Genomic DNA, 20,807 nt, shown 5'->3' on the forward strand with positions numbered 1-20,807 from the left:
ATCGATATTGGTGGACCAACGATGGTTCGCTCCGCGGCAAAAAATCATAAAGACGTTACGATTGTAGTAAATAGTAATGACTATGAAAGAGTGATTGAAGAAATGGATAATCACGAAAATAGCCTTACTTTAGATACACGTTTTGATTTGGCGATTAAAGCCTTTGAACACACCGCTGCTTATGACGGAATGATTGCTAACTACTTCGGTCAGAAAGTTGCTCCTTATTATGGCGATACTTCACAACCATCAGGTACTTTCCCTCGTACCTTAAATCTGAACTATATAAAGAAACAAGATATGCGTTATGGTGAAAATGCTCACCAACAAGCAGCTTTCTATATAGAAGAGAATATAGAAGAAGCATCTATTGCCACTGCAAACCAATTACAAGGCAAAGCGCTTTCTTATAACAATATAGCTGATACTGATGCAGCATTAGAATGTGTGAAATCATTTTCTGAGCCCGCATGTGTTATTGTGAAACATGCAAACCCTTGCGGTGTTGCAATTGCGAACACGCTCGCACAAGCATATGACAATGCATTTAAAACTGATCCAACCTCTGCATTTGGTGGCATTATCGCATTCAATCGGCCATTAGATGCAAAAACAGCAAGTGCAATCATTGAGCGTCAATTTGTTGAAGTGATCATTGCTCCTTCTATTAATGAAGATGCATTACCAATTTTAGAAACAAAACCAAATGTTCGTGTATTAGCTTGTGGTCAATGGCAAGAAGCCAAACCAGCGTTGGACTTCAAACGTGTTAATGGTGGGCTGCTAATTCAAGATCGTGACTTAGGTATGGTAAAAGAAGAAAACTTAAGAGTGGTCACTCAACGTCAACCAAGTGAACGTGAACTTAAAGATGCACTCTTCTGCTGGAAAGTCGCCAAATTCGTAAAATCAAATGCCATTGTTTACGCTAAAAACGATATGACAGTCGGTATTGGTGCAGGACAAATGAGTCGTGTGTATTCTGCAAAAATTGCAGGTATTAAAGCTGCTGATGAAGGTTTAGAAGTTGCAGGCTGTGCAATGGCATCAGATGCATTCTTTCCATTTAGAGACGGCATTGATGCAGCAGCACTTGCTGGCGTGACTTGTGTTATTCAACCTGGTGGTTCAATTCGTGATGATGAAGTGATTGCAGCTGCAAATGAGCATAACATCGCAATGATTTTCACCAATATGCGTCACTTCCGTCATTAATAAGGTATTGATATGAAGATTCTGATTATTGGTAATGGCGGTCGTGAACATGCTTTAGCTTGGAAAGCGGTTCAGTCGCCGCTTGCAACACACGTTTTTGTTGCCCCTGGCAATGCTGGCACTGCATTAGAAAGTGGTGTTGAGAATGTCGCTATCAGTGCAACAGATATTTCTGCATTAGTCGCATTTGCTCTCGAAAATAAAATTGATTTAACTATTGTAGGGCCTGAAGCACCACTAGTTATTGGTGTTGTAGATGCATTTAAAGATGCTGGGCTGACCATCTTTGGACCAACAAAAGGAGCCGCGCAGTTAGAAGGCTCTAAAGCCTTCACAAAAGATTTTTTAGCTCGTCATAAAATTCCAACTGCGGATTATCAAAATTTCACAGAAATAGCACCTGCACTTGAGTACCTTAATAAAGTAGGTGCGCCAATTGTTATCAAAGCGGATGGTTTAGCTGCAGGTAAAGGCGTTATTGTTGCTATGACTCAAGCTGAGGCTGAAGCTGCAATTAAAGATATGCTGGCTGGCAATGTGTTTGGTGATGCAGGACATCGTATTGTTATCGAAGAATTTCTTGATGGCGAAGAAGCTAGCTTTATTGTGATGGTTGATGGTGAACACGTTATTCCAATGGCTACAAGCCAAGATCATAAACGTGTTGGCGATGGAGATACTGGACCTAACACAGGAGGAATGGGTGCATATTCACCAGCACCTGTTGTTACACCAGAAATCCACCAGCAAGTAATGGAAAAAATCATTTATCCAACAGTTAAGGGAATGGCTTCTGAAGGATATCGTTACCAAGGTTTCCTTTATGCTGGGTTGATGATTGATAAGCAAGGCGTTGCTAAAGTTATCGAGTTTAACTGTCGTTTTGGTGATCCAGAAACTCAACCGATTATGATGCGTATGCAATCTGACTTAGTTGAGCTGTGTTTAGCTGGAGCAAAGGGTAACTTAAAAGATAAGGATTCCCTTTGGGACCCTCGTCCAGCTTTAGGGATTGTAATTGCAGCTGGCGGCTACCCTGCGGATTATCGTCAAGGTGATGTTATCGAAGGCTTAACACCAACATCATCAACAACGGCAAAAGTATTTCAAGCTGGAACAACACTCAATAACAAAGGCGACGTTATCACAGCAGGTGGGCGAGTACTATGTGTAACTGCATTAGGTGATGATATCGAGCAAGCTCAAAAAAATGCTTATGCTTTAGCAAAAGATATTCATTGGAATGGTAGTTTTTATCGCCATGATATCGGCTATCGAGCGATTGCACGCTTAAAGAAATAAATTAACAACGGCAAAAGGGAGTGATCACAAGCTCTCTTTTGTTGGTTCCCATTTACAAAAATCGTGTTCTGCAACCATAAGTAATTGCTTACCTTCTGGCGAATCAAGCCAAGCAACATAAGAAGGCTTACTTGAATTACGTGTTCTTGTTTTTAACCAGCGTTGTTCTGGACCTTCAAATGAAACACTCACTTTCTCACCAGCACATGTTGTCATCGTATTTTGATACCAGACACCCTGCACTAAATTTACTTTCCCAATAGTAAGCGCTTCACTGATTTCACGCTCTTTACTTGCAGCAAACACCATTCTTAAACGCTCATCTTCTGTCAATGCTCGTTTTTGCTTCTGGCTTTCTTGTTGCATGAAAATAACTTCACCTCGTTTATTTAAACGAAGGTGCCAAGAGGAAGGATCATTTGGATTGATAACTTCAGAGCGGACTTGCCAAAGCTTATTTTGACGATACTCATAGAATGTGATGACAGTTTCTGGCTTTTTATAAAAGCTATAAACACTCATGATCACTTGAGGTTCTGACGCTTTATTATTTAAACGCCATAGCCGGACAACACCTTCATCTGCAATATAACCTGTTGCAGAAAATTCAGGTAGTTGCACAGTAGAGGAGCAGGCGCTGAGCAAAAAAGCAGATCCTATTGCTAACAGCCCCTGTCGTTTCAACAAAAGGGGAGTAAATCCCCCTCTATTGTTCATTCCGTTCAAAGGAATTATTTTACTGCGTCTTTCAGTGCTTTACCGGCAGTAAATGCAGGAACGTTAGCTGCTGCAATTTTAATTTCTTTACCAGTTTGAGGGTTACGACCAGTACGCTCTGCACGGTGATTCACCTTGAATGTACCGAAACCAACTAACTGTACAGAATCGCCTTCTTTCAGAGCACCTGTTACTGAATCGATAAACGCTTCAATAGCAGCTTTTGCTTGAGTTTTTGTCAGATCCGCTTTTTCAGCAACTGATTCGGTTAATTCAGCTTTGTTCATAAAATAGTCCTTAAAGTATGTTTTATCGTTTGAAAAACATCTGGTGAAAAAACTTAACTTATCTTTTTAAGAGGATAAATTAAGTAAAACACCTGAGCCACTTCTTTTCGTACCCAATGTAGAACATACACGGGGGTGATGTGAAGTCTTTAAACGTCGCTTTTCAAGCACTAAATCACGTTTTTCTGATTTAGTGCGTTAATTCTATACCGATATTGCTCATTCCAGCTTCACGAAGGTCTGCACGTAGACCTTTAATCAGCTCGATATCTCTTTCTTCACATTCTACAAGTAGACGGTAAATTTCCCATTGGATATCGAACTCTTCAATAACTGCAGGTAGAGATCTAAGCTCTTCTTCACTCATTTCTCTTTCTGCTTGTGTCATTTCAAGTGAAGCAACTGTCCCTACTGATAATTTGCTCACTTCAATAGCGTGACTTAATGATTCACCGCTTAAACGAGAGTGAACAATTTCACTAAGTGCAACACAGGCGTCAATCGCAGGATAGACACCATAAATCTCGAACTGAGATGCATCAGGAATAGCTTCTTCTAACTTCTCTAATTGAGAATCAAAGTTAACCTTTGCATCTTTCACCGTTAAAGTTTCCCAAACCAGATCGAGAATACGGCGATAAAGCATTGGATCGGTAAATCCTGTTTCGCGACAAAATACCTGATAGTTTGGGTACATTCTCTCACACAGGCATGCCATAAACGTCAGGTGTTGCCAAGCTTCTAGCTTTTCTAAACGTAAATGGATTGGGTTCTTCAACATTCGTGATTACTCATTTTCTTAACTTAGGCGCAGTTTACCTGAAAATTAAAAATATCCACATATTTCCCGGTCATTTAGAGCTTATTCTTATTCAACTGCTCAAATAATCGCCTATTTGAAGCAATACCATCAGCCCAACGCGTAGGTTCTGGCAATCGATATCCTTTCATACACAACTCAACCCACTGCAAAGCGCCATCCATACTCACTTTATGACCCGGAGAAATATACAGGGGTTTGCATTTTTTCTTACTGCGATAAATCCATCCTATTTGCTCATTCTTATCCATTAACGGCTCATGACTTCCTATCTCTTCATTGATAGCTTTATCGGTGCCACATAAACGGCTTTTTGCCACACCGATAGTAGGTGTATCCACTAATAAGCCAAAATGACTTGCAACACCGAGCCTTCTAGGATGCGCAATACCTTGCCCATCGACAAAAATAAGAGAAGGTTTTTGTTTTATTAGTTGCCAGGCAGCAAGTAACGCAGGGCACTCTCTAAATGAAAGTAAACCGGGGATATAAGGAAGAGTTGTAGGTATTCGCGCGATTTGATATTCAAGAATTTCAAAAGAAGGGTAATGCATTATCACGATGGCGGCGCGAGTAACTGCGCCACCTTCTTCAAAACCAACATCAGCACCTGCTATGTAAGTTGGTGCTGTAAATTGGTCTGTTAAAATAATCTGTTGAGCTTTTTCTGTCTGCTCTTGACGTAATTGTTGGGTATTAATCATTATCCTGATGATAAGGCTTCGATAAACGGTGAACCGCATCAATAAATGCACCAGCATGTTCTGGTGGAACATCTTGATGAATACCGTGCCCAAGATTAAAGACATGACCATTACCTTTACCAAATCCAGCAAGAATAGTTTCGACTTCTTGTTCTATTCTGGCAGGCGGTGCATACAGCATAGAAGGATCCATATTGCCTTGTAGAGCAACCTTATCCCCTACTCGACGACGTGCATCTTCGATATCAATCGTCCAATCGAGTCCTAATGCATCGCAACCTGTCGCAGCCATCGCTTCTAGCCAGCGACCGCCACCTTTGGTAAATAAAGTGACTGGTACTTTTCTTCCATCATATTCACGGATAAGACCATCAACAATCTTATGCATATAGTGTAATGAGAAGAGTTGGTAATCACGGCCTGTTAGCACACCGCCCCATGTATCAAAGATCATGATAGACTGCGCACCCGCTTTAATTTGAGCATTCAGATACAGAATAACGCTATCTGCCAGTTTATCCAGCAATAGATGTAGTGCTTGAGGCTCTGAATACATCATTTTTTTAATTTTTGTGAAGGCCTTACTACTTCCACCTTCAACCATATAGGTTGCCAGTGTCCAAGGGCTTCCTGAAAAACCAATTAATGGCACACTACCCTGCAAAGCATGACGAATAGCACGCACTGCATTCATCACATATCCCAGCTCATCTTCAGGATCAGGAATAGGTAGTTTTTTAATATCATCAATACTATTTATTGGTGATTTAAAACGAGGACCTTCACCTGTTTCAAAGTAAAGACCCAATCCCATTGCATCTGGAATAGTTAAAATATCAGAAAATAAAATAGCAGCATCTAAAGGAAAGCGTCTTAAAGGCTGTAATGTCACTTCACATGCTAATTCTGTGTTCTTGCACAATGAGATGAAATCCCCCGCCTGTGCCCGTGTTTCCTTATATTCAGGAAGATATCTGCCTGCCTGACGCATCATCCAAACTGGGGTGACATCAACAGGTTGGCGCAACAGCGCACGTAAATAGCGGTCGTTTTTCAACTCACTCATGACTAACTCCATTAACAGTAATAGGGCCGCAAAATAGCATGCATTGTAACATGCTGGAAAAATAACTGTTGGCAGACAGCGCCTTTATTTAGTTCTTTTCTTTATCTTGTCTAATATTGGCTATCGTATCTTCTATCAAGCGTCGAGCAATCGTATCTGGCGGTGGGATCTGCGGTAATTGATCGTAACGATACCAACCTGCACTCGTTAATTCAGAAGGATCGTGGCGTAGTTCACCACCATCATAGTCGGCTAAAAAGCCCATCATTAAGGAATGAGGGAATGGCCAAGGCTGAGAGGATACATAGCGAATATTACGAATACGAATATTACTCTCTTCAAACACTTCACGGGCTACGGCTTCTTCTAAGGTTTCACCAACCTCAACAAAACCAGCAAGTACAGTATAAAGAGGTGAATGTTTATGCCTAACATGATGTGCTAATAAGATTTTATCTTCATGGCGAATACCCACAATAATGCAAGGGGCAATTTGTGGATAATAACGTTCATGACAGTTGTCGCATAAACACGCCCATTCACTCTCACTATGGCGCATTTTAGAGCCACAATAACCACAAAAACGATGGGAACGATAAAACTCAGCCAGCTGGACACCTCGACCAACTAATTTAAATAAGTTTTCATCCTGTGAAGCGATAAGCCTTGGTGAACACATGTCGTTATCCATTTTTCCATGAATAAGCCAAACTGTTTCACCTTGCCATTCACCAACAATTTTGGCGTGCTGACCAATGAGATCCCAATCTTTAGCTAAGCCAAACGGAAGTTCACCTTTAGGTAACCATACTCGTCCACCAAGACTGACTGTCCACCAGCCCTTTTCGGAGCCTGTTAATGTATATAAATGCATAACGACCATTCTATCCAAAATAATGATATAGAATAGAGGATACTCTTTTTAGCAAGAACCACTCAATGAATTATGACTATCTTCTATAATTCATTAACATTCTTAAATAGAAATATAAATTTTATTAATAGTAAGAACCGTTATAATGACAGATAAAATAAAAAACAGAATTGCTATTTTTGATCTAGATGAAACACTTTTAGCAGGCGATTCTAGTCGCTTATGGACAAACTATTTGTGGGATAAAAAAATAGTCACAGATCCTCATTTTCTAAAACTAGATGAACAAATGATCGCAGACTATTACGCTGAAAAGCTGGATATAGACCAATATCTATTTCAACATCTGGCATATTTTAAACATCATGATATAAGTAAAATAAATCATTGGGTTAATGACTTCACTGAAACAAAAATTCAGCCTCTACTTTACCCACAAGGAATATCAATAATTACACAATATCGACAGCAAAATATTCCCGTTATAATTATTTCAGCGACAATGTCCTTTCTAGTTCACGCTATTGCAAAACAACTCAATGTGGATGTTTCAATGGGTATTGATATGCAAATTAAGGACAATCATTACACCGGATTTATTGAAGGCATTCCTACATTTCGAGAAGGAAAGGTTGAGCGTTTAAATCAATGGAAAGAAGCCAGTAACATTAACAATATTTATATTTATTTCTATACTGATTCATCTAATGATCTCCCATTATGTTACCAAGCGGATCGCGTTATCGCGGTTAATGCAGATAAAAAATTAACTCAAGTTTCAGATGAAAAAGCGTGGGAACAACAACATTGGGGTTTAAATAAATAACCCATGTCGGACTTGTAGTTTTTAAAATCTTTCATATACTGGACATCTTCTTGTCGGAGTGCCTAGTGTTTATAAGGCTATTATAAACACAGGCTGAGACCGTTAATTCGGGATCCGCGGAACCTGATCGGGTTAATACCCGCGAAGGGAACAAGAGTGATTCGACCTTTTGATAGCTTCATTGCGTATATTTTTTACACACCTATATACACCTATCTGTCGATACTCCCTGCGACCTCCAGACAAGCATTTTTCTCAATATTCACCCGACAGGCGATTAGCCTGCATGATATTTATTAGGAAATGCTATGTCCCAAAATCAAACTATATCCGTTAAAGATATTTCACCAACAAACAACAAACAGCGCCCACGAAAAGAGCAGCGTGATGCAGCTCAAGAGTTTATCAGCACCATTCAAGGTGTTAGTTTCCCAAATTCAAACCGCATTTACCTCGAAGGATCACGTGCTGATATTCAAGTTCCAATGCGTGAGATCCAACTTGATAAAACGCTAGTCGGAGGATCAAAAGATTCCCCTATTTTTGAAGATAATGAACCTGTACCTGTATATGACACATCAGGCCCTTATGGCGATCCGGCTTCTCAACTCGACGTTAATCTTGGATTAAAAAAAATACGACAACCATGGATTGATGAACGCAATGATACTGAAGCACTTTCTCTTTTAAGTTCGGATTTCACTCAACAGCGCCTTTCTGATGCAGGATTAGAGCATCTACGTTTTCCCTTAAAACCAAGCCCTAAAAAAGCGCTAAATGGTAAAAGTGTGACGCAATTGCATTATGCTCGCCAAGGCATTATTACGCCTGAAATGGAGTTTATTGCTATTCGTGAGAATATGGGTCGAGAGAGAATTCGTAGCGAAGTTTTACGTCAACAACATGCAGGGTTCAGCTTCGGTGCGCATCTCCCCGATAATATTACCCCTGAATTTGTACGCCAAGAAGTTGCTGCTGGTCGAGCTATCATTCCTGCCAATATCAATCACCCTGAATCAGAGCCTATGATTATTGGACGAAATTTCTTAGTGAAAGTGAATGCCAATATTGGAAACTCCTCTGTAACCTCCTCCATTGAGGAAGAAGTTGAAAAGCTGATTTGGTCTACACGCTGGGGAGCGGATACCGTAATGGATCTCTCAACAGGTCGTTATATTCATGAAACGCGTGAGTGGATCATTCGTAACAGTCCGGTTCCTATCGGCACAGTTCCAATTTATCAAGCACTCGAGAAAGTTAACGGTATTGCTGAAGATCTCACTTGGGAAATGTTCCGAGATACCTTGCTTGAACAAGCAGAGCAAGGCGTTGATTACTTTACTATTCATGCAGGCGTGTTGTTACGTTATGTGCCTATGACGGCAAAACGCCTAACGGGCATTGTGTCTCGCGGTGGTTCGATCATGGCAAAATGGTGTTTATCGCATCATAAAGAAAATTTCCTCTACGAACATTTCCGTGAAATCTGTGAAATTTGTACGGCTTATGATGTTTCCCTTTCTCTGGGCGATGGATTAAGACCAGGTTCAATTCAAGATGCGAACGATGAAGCACAATTTTCTGAATTACATACCTTAGGTGAACTGACAAAAATTGCATGGGAATATGACGTTCAAGTCATGATAGAAGGCCCTGGCCACGTTCCAATGCAGATGATCCGTCGCAATATGACAGAAGAATTAGAGCATTGTCATGAAGCACCATTTTATACATTAGGTCCCCTCACTACGGACATTGCACCGGGTTACGATCACTTCACATCAGGTATTGGTGCGGCAATGATTGGCTGGTTTGGTTGTGCAATGCTCTGTTATGTCACCCCTAAAGAGCATCTAGGCTTGCCTAACAAAGAAGATGTAAAACAAGGACTTATTACTTATAAAATTGCTGCTCATGCCGCCGATTTAGCCAAAGGACATCCTGGAGCTCAAATTCGTGATAATGCAATGTCAAAAGCCCGCTTTGAGTTTAGATGGGAAGATCAATTTAATCTGGCACTTGATCCTGAAACCGCACGCCAATATCACGATGAAACCTTGCCTCAAGCATCAGGTAAAGTCGCTCACTTCTGCTCAATGTGTGGCCCTAAATTCTGCTCAATGAAAATAACTCAAGAAGTACGTGATTATGCGGCTGGTATGGAACAAATGTCTCAAGCCTTTAAAGAGCATGGCAGTGAGTTATACCACAGTGCAGAAATCGCCAGTGTTGAGGTGACTGAAAATGAACAGATCCTCTAACACCCCTTTCGCATCAACAGAAAAAAAGCTTGGGCTTTATCCTGTTGTTGATTCTGTTGAATGGATCGAACGCTTGTTAAAAACAGGCGTTACCACCCTGCAATTACGCATAAAAGATAAACAACCGGACAATGTTGAACAAGAGATCATTGAAGCAATAGAACTAGGTAAACAGTATCACGCAAGACTGTTTATTAATGACTATTGGCAACTGGCTATTAAACATCACGCCTATGGTGTTCATCTTGGTCAAGAAGATCTCGATATTGCAGATCTTGATGCCATAAAAAAATCAGGGCTACGCCTTGGTATTTCCACTCGCGACGAAGCGGAATTACAAAGAGCAAAAATATTACATCCATCTTACATCGCATTAGGGCATATCTTTCCAACCACAACTAAAGATATGCCATCTAAACCTCAAGGTTTGGAGGCACTCAAACATCAAGTAGAACAGACGCCTGATTTTCCAACTGTTGCTATTGGTGGGATTTCACTAGAGAGAGTACCTGATGTTGTTGCAACCGGCGTCGGTAGTGTTGCCTTAGTCAGTGCAATAACAAAAGCACCAGATTGGGAACAAGTGACTCGTAAATTATTAGAATTAGTGGAGGGAAAACCATCATGCTAAATGATAATGATTTTATGCGTTATAGCCGACAAGTGATGTTAGAAGATATTGGCTTAGAGGGTCAAAATAAGCTTCAACAAGCAAGAGTACTGATTGTTGGACTTGGTGGATTAGGTTCTCCTGCATCACTTTATCTTGCTGGTGCAGGTATTGGTGAACTTATTTTAGTTGATGATGATGAATTGCATGTTTCTAATCTACAGCGTCAAATTCTTTATCGAACTCAAGATATTCCTGATGCAAAATCAGAGGTCGCAAAGCAGTCTCTGCTTGCATTAAATCCAGAGATAAAAATTACCTCTTATAAACAACGTATTGATGATGACTCATTGTCTAAACTAGTTAAAGAGGTCAATTTAGTCTTAGATTGCACAGATAACATGCTCACACGCCAAGCGATTAATCGTGCTTGTGTCGCACAACAAACTCCGCTTATCAGTGGCAGTGCCGTAGGGTTTAGTGGCCAACTTATGGTATTTGAACCTCCTTTCACTCATGGTTGCTATCACTGCCTCTATCCAGATGAGGCTGAACCACAACGAAATTGCAGAACAGCCGGAATTCTAGGTCCTGTTGTGGGTGTGATTGGCACACTTCAGGCACTTGAAGCAATTAAATTACTTTCAGGGTTACCCTGTTCTCTAAGTGGAAAACTTCGCCTCTTCGATGGTAGAAAACAAAATTGGAGTACTTTGCGTTTAACACCATCAAAAACATGTCCTGTTTGTCGAGGGGTAGCATGAACATTACCGTAAATGACGAACAATATTCTCTGGATATGCCTGTCACTATCTGTCAGCTCCTTATTCAGTTAGAGCAACCACCTATTGGTGTAGCACTTGCTATCAATGAAACCATCGTTCCCCGTGAGAATTGGGAAACACATTTTATTAATGATGGCGATACTATTCTTCTCTTCCAAGCAATTGCAGGGGGCTGATATGTTAAAAATTGCTGATACAACATTCACATCTAGACTTTTTACAGGCACAGGGAAATTTGCAACACCAACACTAATGACGGAAGCCATTAAGGTTTCGGGTAGCCAATTAGTCACGATGGCAATGAAGCGTGTGGATTTAAAAAATGGTAATGATGATTTAATCGCACCGCTTAAATCATTAGGGGTAAAATTATTACCTAACACATCCGGTGCGAAAACAGCACAAGAAGCTGTTTTTGCGGCTCGTTTAGCCAAAGAAGCTTTTGGTACTCATTGGGTAAAATTAGAAATTCATCCTGATACCAAATATTTATTACCCGACCCTATTGAAACACTTAAAGCCGCTGAAATACTCGTTAAAGAAGGTTTTGTGGTTTTACCTTATTGCAGTGCTGATCCCGTTTTATGCCGTCGTTTAGAAGAAGCTGGCTGTGCCGCTGTGATGCCTCTAGGTTCTCCTATTGGCTCTAATCAAGGTTTACAGACTCGTGATTTTCTACGAATTATCATTGAACAAGCCTCAATTCCTGTTGTTGTTGATGCAGGTATTGGTGCGCCAAGTCATGCACTTGAAGCGTTAGAATTAGGTGCGGATGCAGTTTTAGTTAACACTGCGATTGCTGTTGCCAAAAATCCTATTCTAATGGCACAAGCATTCAAAGCTGCGCTTGATGCTGGTGAACTTGCTCGACAATCAGGGCTTGCTACACCTGCTTCAGTTGTGAATATGCAAGCGCAAGCCTCTAGTCCATTAACCCAATACTTAGGGGCATTCTAATGGACACTTTTTCTGATTATTGGCAACAACTCGACTGGGATGACATTACATTAAAACTCAATAGTAAAACCAATGCGGATGTTGAAGCCGCATTAAATCACCATACCCTTACACTTGATGATTTTATGGCGCTGATCTCGCCTGCGGGTCGGCATTACTTAGAACCTATGGCTCAACGCGCTCAGCAACTTACTCGACAACGTTTTGGTAATATTGTGGGATTATACGTTCCACTCTATCTTTCTAATTTATGTGCAAATGACTGTACTTATTGTGGCTTTTCAATGAGTAATGCCATTAAACGTAAAACATTAAATGAAAGCGAGATCATTGCTGAATGTAATAGCATCAGACAATTAGGCTTTGATAGCCTGTTATTAGTGACTGGAGAACATCAAAGAAAAGTGGGTATGGATTATTTTCGCCAATACATTCCTCTTATTCGAGAGAATTTCAGTTCATTGATGATGGAGGTTCAGCCTCTTGCAACAGAAGAGTATGCAGAATTAAAAACTCTGGGTATTGATGGTGTGATGGTTTATCAAGAAACCTATCATGAACCCACTTATCAGCTTCATCATCTAAAAGGTAAAAAACAGGATTTCCATTGGCGATTACAAACGCCTGATAGATTAGGACAAGCTGGGATTGATAAAATTGGTTTAGGTGCATTGATTGGTCTTTCAAGCCAATGGCGTAGCGATTGTTATATGGTGGCGGAACATCTCTTGTTCTTACAAAAACGCTATTGGAAAAGTCGTTACTCTATCTCTTTTCCTCGTTTACGTCCTTGTGCTGGTGGACTTAGTCCTGCATCAGTAATGAATGAAGCTGAATTAGTTCAGTTGATCTGTGCTTTTCGCATTTTAGCGCCCGATGTTGAACTTTCACTTTCAACGCGTGAATCTCCGTATTTTCGTGATAATACAGTACCCTTAGCAATTAATAATATTAGTGCAGGATCTAAAACTCAACCCGGTGGATATTCTGACAACCATGAAGAGTTAGAACAATTTTCACCTAATGATAATCGTCATGTAAATGATGTTATTAACGTATTAAAAGAACGAGGATTACAACCTGTATGGAAAGATTGGGATAATTACTTGGGCCGTTAATTGAAGCTTAAATAATATAAAACCGCCTTTAATTTATTTAATCACAAATAGTAAAGGCGGTTTTTATTAAATAGTTTAATAAAAGTAACATATAATAAATTTAAAAAAATTAAAGAAAAATAAAATATTACAACAATATATTAGAATGTTTTTAATTTAATATTATATAGAATAGGTAGTTAAATTATTACACTGCTAATTCTTCAAGTTCTTGAATACTTAAACCTGATATTTTCTCAATAAATAAAAGATCAAAGTTCTCTTTTAATAAGTTTTGAGCTAATTCTATTTGTACTATTTTTTTACCGATTTCAATACCTTCTGTTTTGCCTAACTCAATACCTTCCGTTTTACCTAACTCAATGCCTTCTGTTTTGCCTAACTCAATGCCTTCTATTTTACCTAACTCAATGCCTTCCGTTTTACCTAACTCAATGCCTTTAGCCCAGCCTATTTCAATACCTACATTCTTACCTAATTCAAGACCTAGATTTTTGCCCAGTTCGATCCCCTCATTTTTGCCTATTTCAAACCCTTCACTTACACCTAAATTAAATCCCTTATTTTCTAATCTCCACGCTATATTCATAATCACCTCTTTGTGGTTATCTACTTGTTCAACTATCTTATTTAAAATGAACTCAAAGTCTGATGCGTCCATAATTGAGAATAAATATTCTACAACAGCAACCGTGTCTTCATCTCTGCAGTTTTTCTGATTTATTGCTTTTGATAGAAGTATTGCAATCTCATTAATATCATGACAACTATTAACATGCTTCAGTGCAATTTCCATTACCGCCGCTTTTTTATGTGTCAGCAAAATATCATCATCAATTGAAGTCAAATCAATTAAAGAGAAACTATTAGAATAAAGTTTATTAGCAAGTGAAGTAAGCGGAAAGCATGACATCCAATTAACAGGAAAAGGATAAGGTTTTTTCTTTCCATGATAAAACAGAATGGGAACAACGAGAGGTAAAGATTTATAACCTTGCTGTAAATGTTGATTCATAGTGTAAAACGCATAGTTCATCATACGCCAAGCTATCATTTTATCTGGTCTAGATTGATGCTCTATCAGTAAATAAATAGAAATATCACCCTCTTTGGTTTTCACTAAATACAAAATATCAGACATACGAGAACGTAAGTTAATATCGATGAAAGAAGAATTTTGTAATTGCAACGTTGAAAAATCACAATGACTTTTCAAGTCCTCTGGTAAATGGACAAAGAAAAAGTCTTTCGCATTACTGACATTCATCATAAAACGTTTAAATGCAGAATCATAAGAAGATATGGATATAGATTTTTTCATAACTAGCTCCATGCTGAATTTGGATTGCCAGCTTACAGAAAAAAATGAATTTTTATCACTAAAAAATCATCATAATTATCTGAAAAATATAAGTTATTTATTGATCTTAACTGAATAAGTAATAGAGAAATAAAAAATACCTTCAATAAATATCAAAGGTATTTTTTAAGATTATAAATTTTATTTTTAATTATTTATCAACAACGATATTTTTATTAACCACTTCATATTCATCATTACCCACCATCCTCGCAAATTTCTCAATGGGGTCGGTACTCAAAGCATAGAGCCGTTTTAGAGCAAAAGGCGGATCACCTAAACGAACTTTTCCTTGCTGAGTCGTCACCGCCAATGTCATACCCGATGCTTTGACTGCATTAATTGCTCTTTGATTATATCCACCGAAAGGATATGCAAAGGCATATTGATGTGGATTTAATAATCGCAATACACGTTGTGAACGTTGCAAATCCAATATAATCGTGTGGGATTGACGGCTAAAGATAATAGGTTTTTTATTATTATCTAAACGATGTAAAAAATGGGAGTGTGATTGAATATCAAAAACATCACGACTCGATTTAAGTGACTGCCAACTCATAAATTGCAATGAATTAGGTGCCCACTTAAGTGTTTTAGATTTTATTCGTGAAGAGATAACAAATAGTGTCGCTCGTTGGCCATTTTCTTTTAAAAGAGGGTAAGCATAGCGATAAACAGACTGCAAACCATCATCAAATGTTAATGCAACAGCTCGACCCGGCAAATTGACACTTTTATTTAAATAGCCTGCAACTTGATTTAGTGAAAGTGTTTCATATCCCGCATCTTTTAAATAATTCATCTGCTCTGTAAATGCAGTTAATGATGTTGTCGTTGATGTATGGCGAAAATTATGGTTTTCCGTTGCTTTGAGAATATGATGATAGGTGAGTACAGGTATCCCTAAATCAGGCTTTACATCCCTTGATGAAATATAACCTAAGCGGTCACCTAAAGAAATTTCAAACCAATTGATTTTATTTCCATCAGCATCTTCTTTTATTGTCCGTGATAACACGGGATAACGTAGATTGGATAAGAGTATTGCTATTTGTGAGCTAGCAATATCTTTATCACTATAGATGGGGGTATTTTTTGTCGTAATTAAATATTCGTAGATAGGATAATCTGTTTTCTTCGTGCTATCTGATAAGAAACGTATTTTCTTATCGGGTTTAATAGAGGCAATATCTTCTAAATAACCATCTTCTAAATAACCCGCTTCAAGATAACCTTGAGCATTTCCAAATTGTATTTTGTGGTAATCACCCTCCGCGACTGATGCATAAAAACCTTGGTTAGGACAAAGCTCTGCAACAGGGCGTAATTTATCTCCCACAAATGCATATAGCGTTTTTTGTTGGCGCAGTTGCATCAATGTTGTAATGGGCTTTTTTAAATCCCATTGAGCTTCTGTTGGAATACCTCTTTCATAAGGTACTGCGGAAACAAATCCAGTAAAAATAAAGCATAGAATAATCAAACTATTAGTTATTATTCTCATCATTTCGCCTACTTATGTAGAACAGAAACAAAAAATGCCCTCACAATGGAGGGCATTTCAATCTAATCTAAATTAGATTTTAGTCTTTTAATCCACCGAAACCAGCATTCAGTAATTCTGCTAAGTTAGCAGATGCTTCATCAGCACTGATTGTTGTTTCAGTTTCATCTGTCGGCAGTTGTGATTGACGACGCTTCATACGGTCTTGGTGATACGCATATCCAGTACCAGCTGGGATCAAGCGACCAACAATAACGTTTTCTTTCAAGCCACGTAACTCATCACGTTTACCCGCTACCGCAGCTTCCGTCAGAACACGAGTTGTTTCTTGGAACGATGCAGCAGAGATGAAAGATTCAGTTGCCAGAGATGCTTTCGTGATACCTAACAGGTCACGAGCATACGTTGCTGGTACTTTACCATCATCTTCCAGAACACGGTTTGATACTTTAACGCGAGCGTATTCAACCTGTTCACCTTCGAGGAACTCAGAGCTTCCTGCATTCTCGATGGTAACTTTACGTAGCATCTGACGAACGATAACTTCGATGTGTTTATCGTTAATCTTAACGCCTTGTAAACGGTAAACTTCCTGTACTTCGTTAGTGATATAGCGAGTAACCGCATGAACACCACGTAAGCGCAGAATGTCGTGTGGTGATTCTGGACCATCGGAGATAACATCACCGCGTTCCACAACCTCACCCTCGAATACGTTAAGCTGACGCCATTTAGGGATCATCTCTTCGTATGCATCGCTACCGTCTAATGGAGAAATAACTAGACGACGTTTACCTTTAGTCTCTTTACCGAACGAAACAATACCGCTGATTTCAGCAAGGATTGCAGGCTCTTTCGGACGACGAGCTTCAAACAGGTCAGCAACGCGTGGCAGACCACCGGTGATATCTTTAGTACCGCCAGATTCTTGTGGAATACGCGCTAAAGTGTCACCTGCGTTAATTGTAATGCCATCGTCTAACTGAACAATTGCTTTACCTGGCAGGAAGTACTGTGCTGGCATATCAGTATTCGGAATTAATACATCATTACCTTGTGCATCAGTGATGCGCAATGCTGGACGTAAATCTTTACCGCTACCTGTACGCTCTGCTGAATCCAGAACAACCAGTGAAGAAAGACCTGTTAATTCATCTGTTTGACGTGTGATAGTTTGACCATCAACCATGTCAGCAAAACGGATGATACCAGATACTTCACTCACAACTGGCATTGTATGTGGATCCCAGTTAGCAACAGTTTCGCCACCGTTAACTGCTTCGCCATCACCTTTCGCTAATTGAGCACCGTAAGGTACTTTATAGCTTTCTTTCGTACGACCGAATTCGTCAATTAAACGTAATTCAGTGTTACGAGAAGTGATAACTAACTTACCAGCAGTATTAGTAATGAACTTCGCATTGAACAGCTTCAGAGTACCTTTGTTACGTACTTGAATGCTAGATTCTGCTGCCGCACGAGATGCCGCACCACCGATGTGGAACGTACGCATCGTTAACTGTGTACCTGGTTCACCGATTGACTGTGCCGCGATAACACCGATAGCTTCACCTTTGTTGATGATATGACCACGAGCAAGGTCACGACCATAACAATTCGCACACACACCGAAGTCTGTGTTACAGGTTACAACTGAACGTACTTTCACGCTGTCAACTGAGTTTTCTTCTAACAGGTCACACAGTTTTTCGTTTAACAGGGTGTTACGTGGAACAAGAATATCGGCAGTACCTGGTTTCAGAATATCTTCTGCAGCCACACGACCTAATACACGTTCACGCAGTGGTTCTTTAACATCACCACCTTCGATAACCGGAGTCATCATAACACCTTCGGTTGTACCACAGTCGTCTTCTGTTACGACTAAGTCTTGTGCAACGTCAACTAAACGACGAGTCAAGTAACCGGAGTTTGCTGTTTTCAGTGCGGTATCCGCAAGACCTTTACGAGCACCGTGGGTTGAGATGAAGTACTGGAGTACGTTCAGACCTTCACGGAAGTTCGCTGTGATTGGTGTCTCGATGATTGAGCCATCTGGCTTAGCCATCAGACCACGCATACCTGCTAACTGACGGATCTGAGCTGCAGAACCACGAGCACCGGAGTCAGCCATCATAAAGATGCTGTTGAAAGATACTTGTTGTTCTTCTTCGCCATTACGGTTAATAACGGTTTCAGTAGACAGGTTTTCCATCATCGCTTTTGCTACGCGCTCATTCGCCGCAGCCCAAATATCGATAACTTTGTTGTAACGTTCGCCCGCTGTTACCAGACCGGATTGGAACTGTTCCTGAATTTCTGCAACTTCAGCTTCTGCTTCCGCAATGATCTCTGCTTTTTTAGCAGGGATAACCATGTCATCGATACCTACTGAAGCACCTGAACGTGCTGCATAAGCAAAACCGGTATACATGATTTGGTCAGCAAAAATAACTGTTGGCTTCAAGCCCATTACGCGATAACAGGTATTCAGCATTTTAGAAATTGCTTTCTTACCTAATGGTTGGTTAACCAGCGCGTAAGGTAGGCCTTTTGGTACGATCATCCATAAAATAGCTCGGCCGATAGTGGTGTCTTTTAAGCTAGTTTCAGTGGTGATGTTACCTTCGCCATCTTTGATCTCTTCAGTGATACGTACTTTAACACGTGCGTGTAAAGAGGCTAAACCTGCGCGATAAACGCGTTCAGCTTCTTTAGGACCACTTAACACCATGCCTTCACCTTTGGCATTGATGCAGTCACGAGTCATGTAGTAAAGACCTAATACAACGTCCTGTGAAGGAACGATGATTGGGTCACCACTTGCTGGAGACAGAATATTGTTTGTTGACATCATCAGCGCACGAGCTTCTAACTGTGCTTCTAATGTCAATGGTACGTGAACCGCCATTTGGTCACCATCGAAGTCGGCGTTATATGCCGCACAAACGAGTGGGTGTAACTGAATAGCTTTACCTTCGATAAGGATTGGTTCAAATGCCTGAATACCTAAACGGTGAAGTGTTGGTGCACGGTTTAGCATCACTGGATGTTCGCGGATAACTTCATCTAAGATATCCCAAACAACCGCTTCTTCACGCTCAACCATTTTTTTAGCGGCTTTAATTGTTGTCGCTAAACCACGGGTTTCCAGTTTTCCGTAAATAAATGGTTTGAATAACTCAAGAGCCATTTTCTTCGGTAGACCACACTGATGCAGACGCAGGTATGGACCAACGGTGATTACAGAACGACCAGAATAGTCAACACGTTTACCTAACAGGTTTTGACGGAAACGACCTTGTTTACCTTTGATCATATCAGCCAAAGATTTCAGAGGACGTTTGTTAGAACCTGTAATCGCACGACCACGACGACCGTTGTCTAATAACGCATCCACAGACTCTTGTAACATACGTTTTTCGTTACGTACGATAATGTCTGGTGCTGCTAAATCAAGCAGGCGTTTTAAACGGTTGTTACGGTTGATCACACGACGATATAAATCGTTCAGGTCTGAAGTCGCAAAACGACCGCCATCAAGTGGAACCAGTGGACGTAAGTCTGGTGGTAACACAGGCAGTACAGTTAAGATCATCCACTCAGGTTTATTGCCTGATTGCATGAATGCTTCAAGTAACTTGATACGTTTAGTCAGTTTCTTACGTTTGGTTTCAGAGTTAGTTTCATTTAACTCTTCACGCAGCGTTTCACACTCTTGTTCCAGATCCATGCTCTGTAACAGGTTCTGAACAGCTTCTGCACCCATCTTCGCATCGAATTCGTCACCGAACTCTTCTAATGCATCAAGATATTGCTCTTCTGTTAAGATTTGTCCACGCTCAAGGCTGGTCATCCCGCCTTCAACAACAACGTAAGATTCAAAATACAGTACACGTTCAATATCGCGCAGTGGCATATCCAGCAGCAGACCGATACGGGACGGCAGTGATTTCAAGAACCAAATGTGAGCAACTGGAGAAGCTAATTCGATGTGACCCATACGTTCACGACGAACTTTAGTTTGTGTAACTTCAACGCCACACTTCTCACAGATAACACCACGGTGTTTTAAACGTTTGTATTTACCACACAAACATTCGTAATCTTTTACTGGTCCGAAAATACGGGCACAGAAAAGACCGTCACGTTCTGGTTTGAACGTACGGTAGTTAATTGTTTCTGGCTTTTTAACTTCACCAAATGACCATGAACGGATCATATCAGGTGATGCCAGAGCAATTTTGATCGCATCAAACTCTTCGGTCTTGGTTTGCGCTTTCAGAAACTTTAATAAGTCTTTCACGAAATGGCTCCTGTCGGAGTTAGACCTGCCAGGCAAATGACCCCTGTCATTCACCCCTTTAAACCAGTGTAGTCACTGTTTGACAGACTGCC

18 protein-coding genes and 1 riboswitch (1 of these 19 only partly in view) are annotated in these 20,807 nt (G+C 40.1%); of the genes, 9 read left to right on the forward strand and 9 right to left on the reverse strand.

Annotation, left to right across the window (positions count from 1 at the left end):
* Both purH and purD read left to right on the forward strand, forming a co-directional pair.
* Positions 1–1,215, forward strand: partial view of a bifunctional phosphoribosylaminoimidazolecarboxamide formyltransferase/IMP cyclohydrolase gene (gene purH / locus EHE21_RS17075; protein WP_194951348.1) — the 3' portion only. 375 nt of this gene lie to the left of the window's left edge; the window shows 1,215 of its 1,590 coding nt (coding positions 376–1,590); its start codon lies beyond the left edge, outside the window; it ends in the stop codon at positions 1,213–1,215.
* A gap of 12 nt (positions 1,216–1,227) precedes the next feature.
* Entirely contained in the window at positions 1,228–2,517 is a 1,290-nt protein-coding gene (gene purD / locus EHE21_RS17080) for a phosphoribosylamine--glycine ligase (protein WP_194951349.1), read from the forward strand.
* A 24-nt stretch (positions 2,518–2,541) separates the two neighbouring features.
* Here the strand turns inward: purD and EHE21_RS17085 are convergent, their stop codons facing one another.
* The 6 genes from EHE21_RS17085 to nudC all read right to left on the reverse strand — a co-directional run bounded on the left by EHE21_RS17085 (position 2,542) and on the right by nudC (position 6,985).
* Positions 2,542–3,204, reverse strand: a complete 663-nt coding sequence (locus tag EHE21_RS17085; RefSeq protein WP_227718966.1) for a DUF1481 domain-containing protein — start codon at positions 3,202–3,204, stop codon at positions 2,542–2,544.
* Positions 3,205–3,248: 44 nt separating this feature from the next.
* Positions 3,249–3,521 (reverse strand): HU family DNA-binding protein, encoded by a 273-nt coding sequence (locus tag EHE21_RS17090; RefSeq protein ID WP_004246922.1) that lies wholly within the window; start codon positions 3,519–3,521, stop codon positions 3,249–3,251.
* Between the two features lie 190 nt (positions 3,522–3,711).
* Positions 3,712–4,302 (reverse strand): YjaG family protein, encoded by a 591-nt coding sequence (locus EHE21_RS17095; RefSeq protein ID WP_075673760.1) that lies wholly within the window; start codon positions 4,300–4,302, stop codon positions 3,712–3,714.
* Positions 4,303–4,376: 74 nt separating this feature from the next.
* A complete protein-coding gene (gene nfi / locus EHE21_RS17100) occupies positions 4,377–5,045 on the reverse strand; it encodes a deoxyribonuclease V (protein ID WP_088494399.1) in 669 nt (222 codons plus the stop codon).
* Positions 5,038–6,111: a uroporphyrinogen decarboxylase gene (gene hemE / locus EHE21_RS17105; protein WP_069368752.1), complete on the reverse strand. Its 1,074-nt coding sequence runs from the start codon at positions 6,109–6,111 to the stop codon at positions 5,038–5,040. The genes nfi and hemE overlap by 8 nt, the downstream gene beginning before the upstream one ends.
* 88 nt (positions 6,112–6,199) lie before the next feature.
* Positions 6,200–6,985, reverse strand: a complete 786-nt coding sequence (gene nudC, locus EHE21_RS17110) for an NAD(+) diphosphatase (protein ID WP_069368758.1) — start codon at positions 6,983–6,985, stop codon at positions 6,200–6,202.
* A gap of 145 nt (positions 6,986–7,130) precedes the next feature.
* Between nudC and EHE21_RS17115 the strand changes: the two genes are divergently transcribed.
* The 7 genes from EHE21_RS17115 to thiH all read left to right on the forward strand — a co-directional run bounded on the left by EHE21_RS17115 (position 7,131) and on the right by thiH (position 13,542).
* Entirely contained in the window at positions 7,131–7,811 is a 681-nt protein-coding gene (locus EHE21_RS17115; protein ID WP_194951350.1) for an HAD family hydrolase, read from the forward strand.
* Between the two features lie 44 nt (positions 7,812–7,855).
* A riboswitch (TPP riboswitch) is annotated at positions 7,856–7,978 on the forward strand.
* Positions 7,979–8,119: 141 nt separating this feature from the next.
* Positions 8,120–10,072 (forward strand): phosphomethylpyrimidine synthase ThiC, encoded by a 1,953-nt coding sequence (gene thiC, locus EHE21_RS17120; RefSeq protein WP_194951351.1) that lies wholly within the window; start codon positions 8,120–8,122, stop codon positions 10,070–10,072.
* A complete protein-coding gene (gene thiE, locus EHE21_RS17125) occupies positions 10,056–10,703 on the forward strand; it encodes a thiamine phosphate synthase (RefSeq protein ID WP_194951352.1) in 648 nt (215 codons plus the stop codon). The genes thiC and thiE overlap by 17 nt, the downstream gene beginning before the upstream one ends.
* Entirely contained in the window at positions 10,697–11,446 is a 750-nt protein-coding gene (locus tag EHE21_RS17130; protein WP_194951353.1) for a HesA/MoeB/ThiF family protein, read from the forward strand. The genes thiE and EHE21_RS17130 overlap by 7 nt, the downstream gene beginning before the upstream one ends.
* A complete protein-coding gene (gene thiS / locus EHE21_RS17135; protein WP_006534717.1) occupies positions 11,443–11,643 on the forward strand; it encodes a sulfur carrier protein ThiS in 201 nt (66 codons plus the stop codon). Before EHE21_RS17130 ends, thiS begins: the two co-directional genes overlap by 4 nt.
* 1 nt (position 11,644) lies before the next feature.
* Positions 11,645–12,424 carry a thiazole synthase gene (locus tag EHE21_RS17140; protein WP_194951354.1) on the forward strand — a complete coding sequence of 260 codons (780 nt, stop codon included), beginning with the start codon at positions 11,645–11,647 and terminating at the stop codon, positions 12,422–12,424.
* The gene (gene thiH, locus EHE21_RS17145; RefSeq protein WP_194951355.1) at positions 12,424–13,542 is read left to right on the forward strand and encodes a 2-iminoacetate synthase ThiH; all 1,119 of its coding nucleotides are present in this window, start codon (positions 12,424–12,426) and stop codon (positions 13,540–13,542) included. The genes EHE21_RS17140 and thiH overlap by 1 nt, the downstream gene beginning before the upstream one ends.
* 187 nt (positions 13,543–13,729) lie before the next feature.
* Here thiH and EHE21_RS17150 read toward each other — a convergent pair whose 3' ends face one another.
* The 3 genes from EHE21_RS17150 to rpoC form a co-directional block, all read right to left on the reverse strand.
* Positions 13,730–14,863: an Rpn family recombination-promoting nuclease/putative transposase gene (locus EHE21_RS17150; protein WP_194951356.1), complete on the reverse strand. Its 1,134-nt coding sequence runs from the start codon at positions 14,861–14,863 to the stop codon at positions 13,730–13,732.
* Positions 14,864–15,053: 190 nt separating this feature from the next.
* The gene (locus tag EHE21_RS17155; RefSeq protein ID WP_194952707.1) at positions 15,054–16,409 is read right to left on the reverse strand and encodes a polysaccharide deacetylase family protein; all 1,356 of its coding nucleotides are present in this window, start codon (positions 16,407–16,409) and stop codon (positions 15,054–15,056) included.
* A 79-nt stretch (positions 16,410–16,488) separates the two neighbouring features.
* Entirely contained in the window at positions 16,489–20,715 is a 4,227-nt protein-coding gene (gene rpoC / locus EHE21_RS17160; protein ID WP_194951357.1) for a DNA-directed RNA polymerase subunit beta', read from the reverse strand.
* Positions 20,716–20,807 lie beyond the last annotated feature (92 nt).

Source organism: Proteus sp. GOKU (assembly GCF_015475555.1).
Lineage (GTDB): Bacteria > Pseudomonadota > Gammaproteobacteria > Enterobacterales > Enterobacteriaceae > Proteus > Proteus mirabilis_B.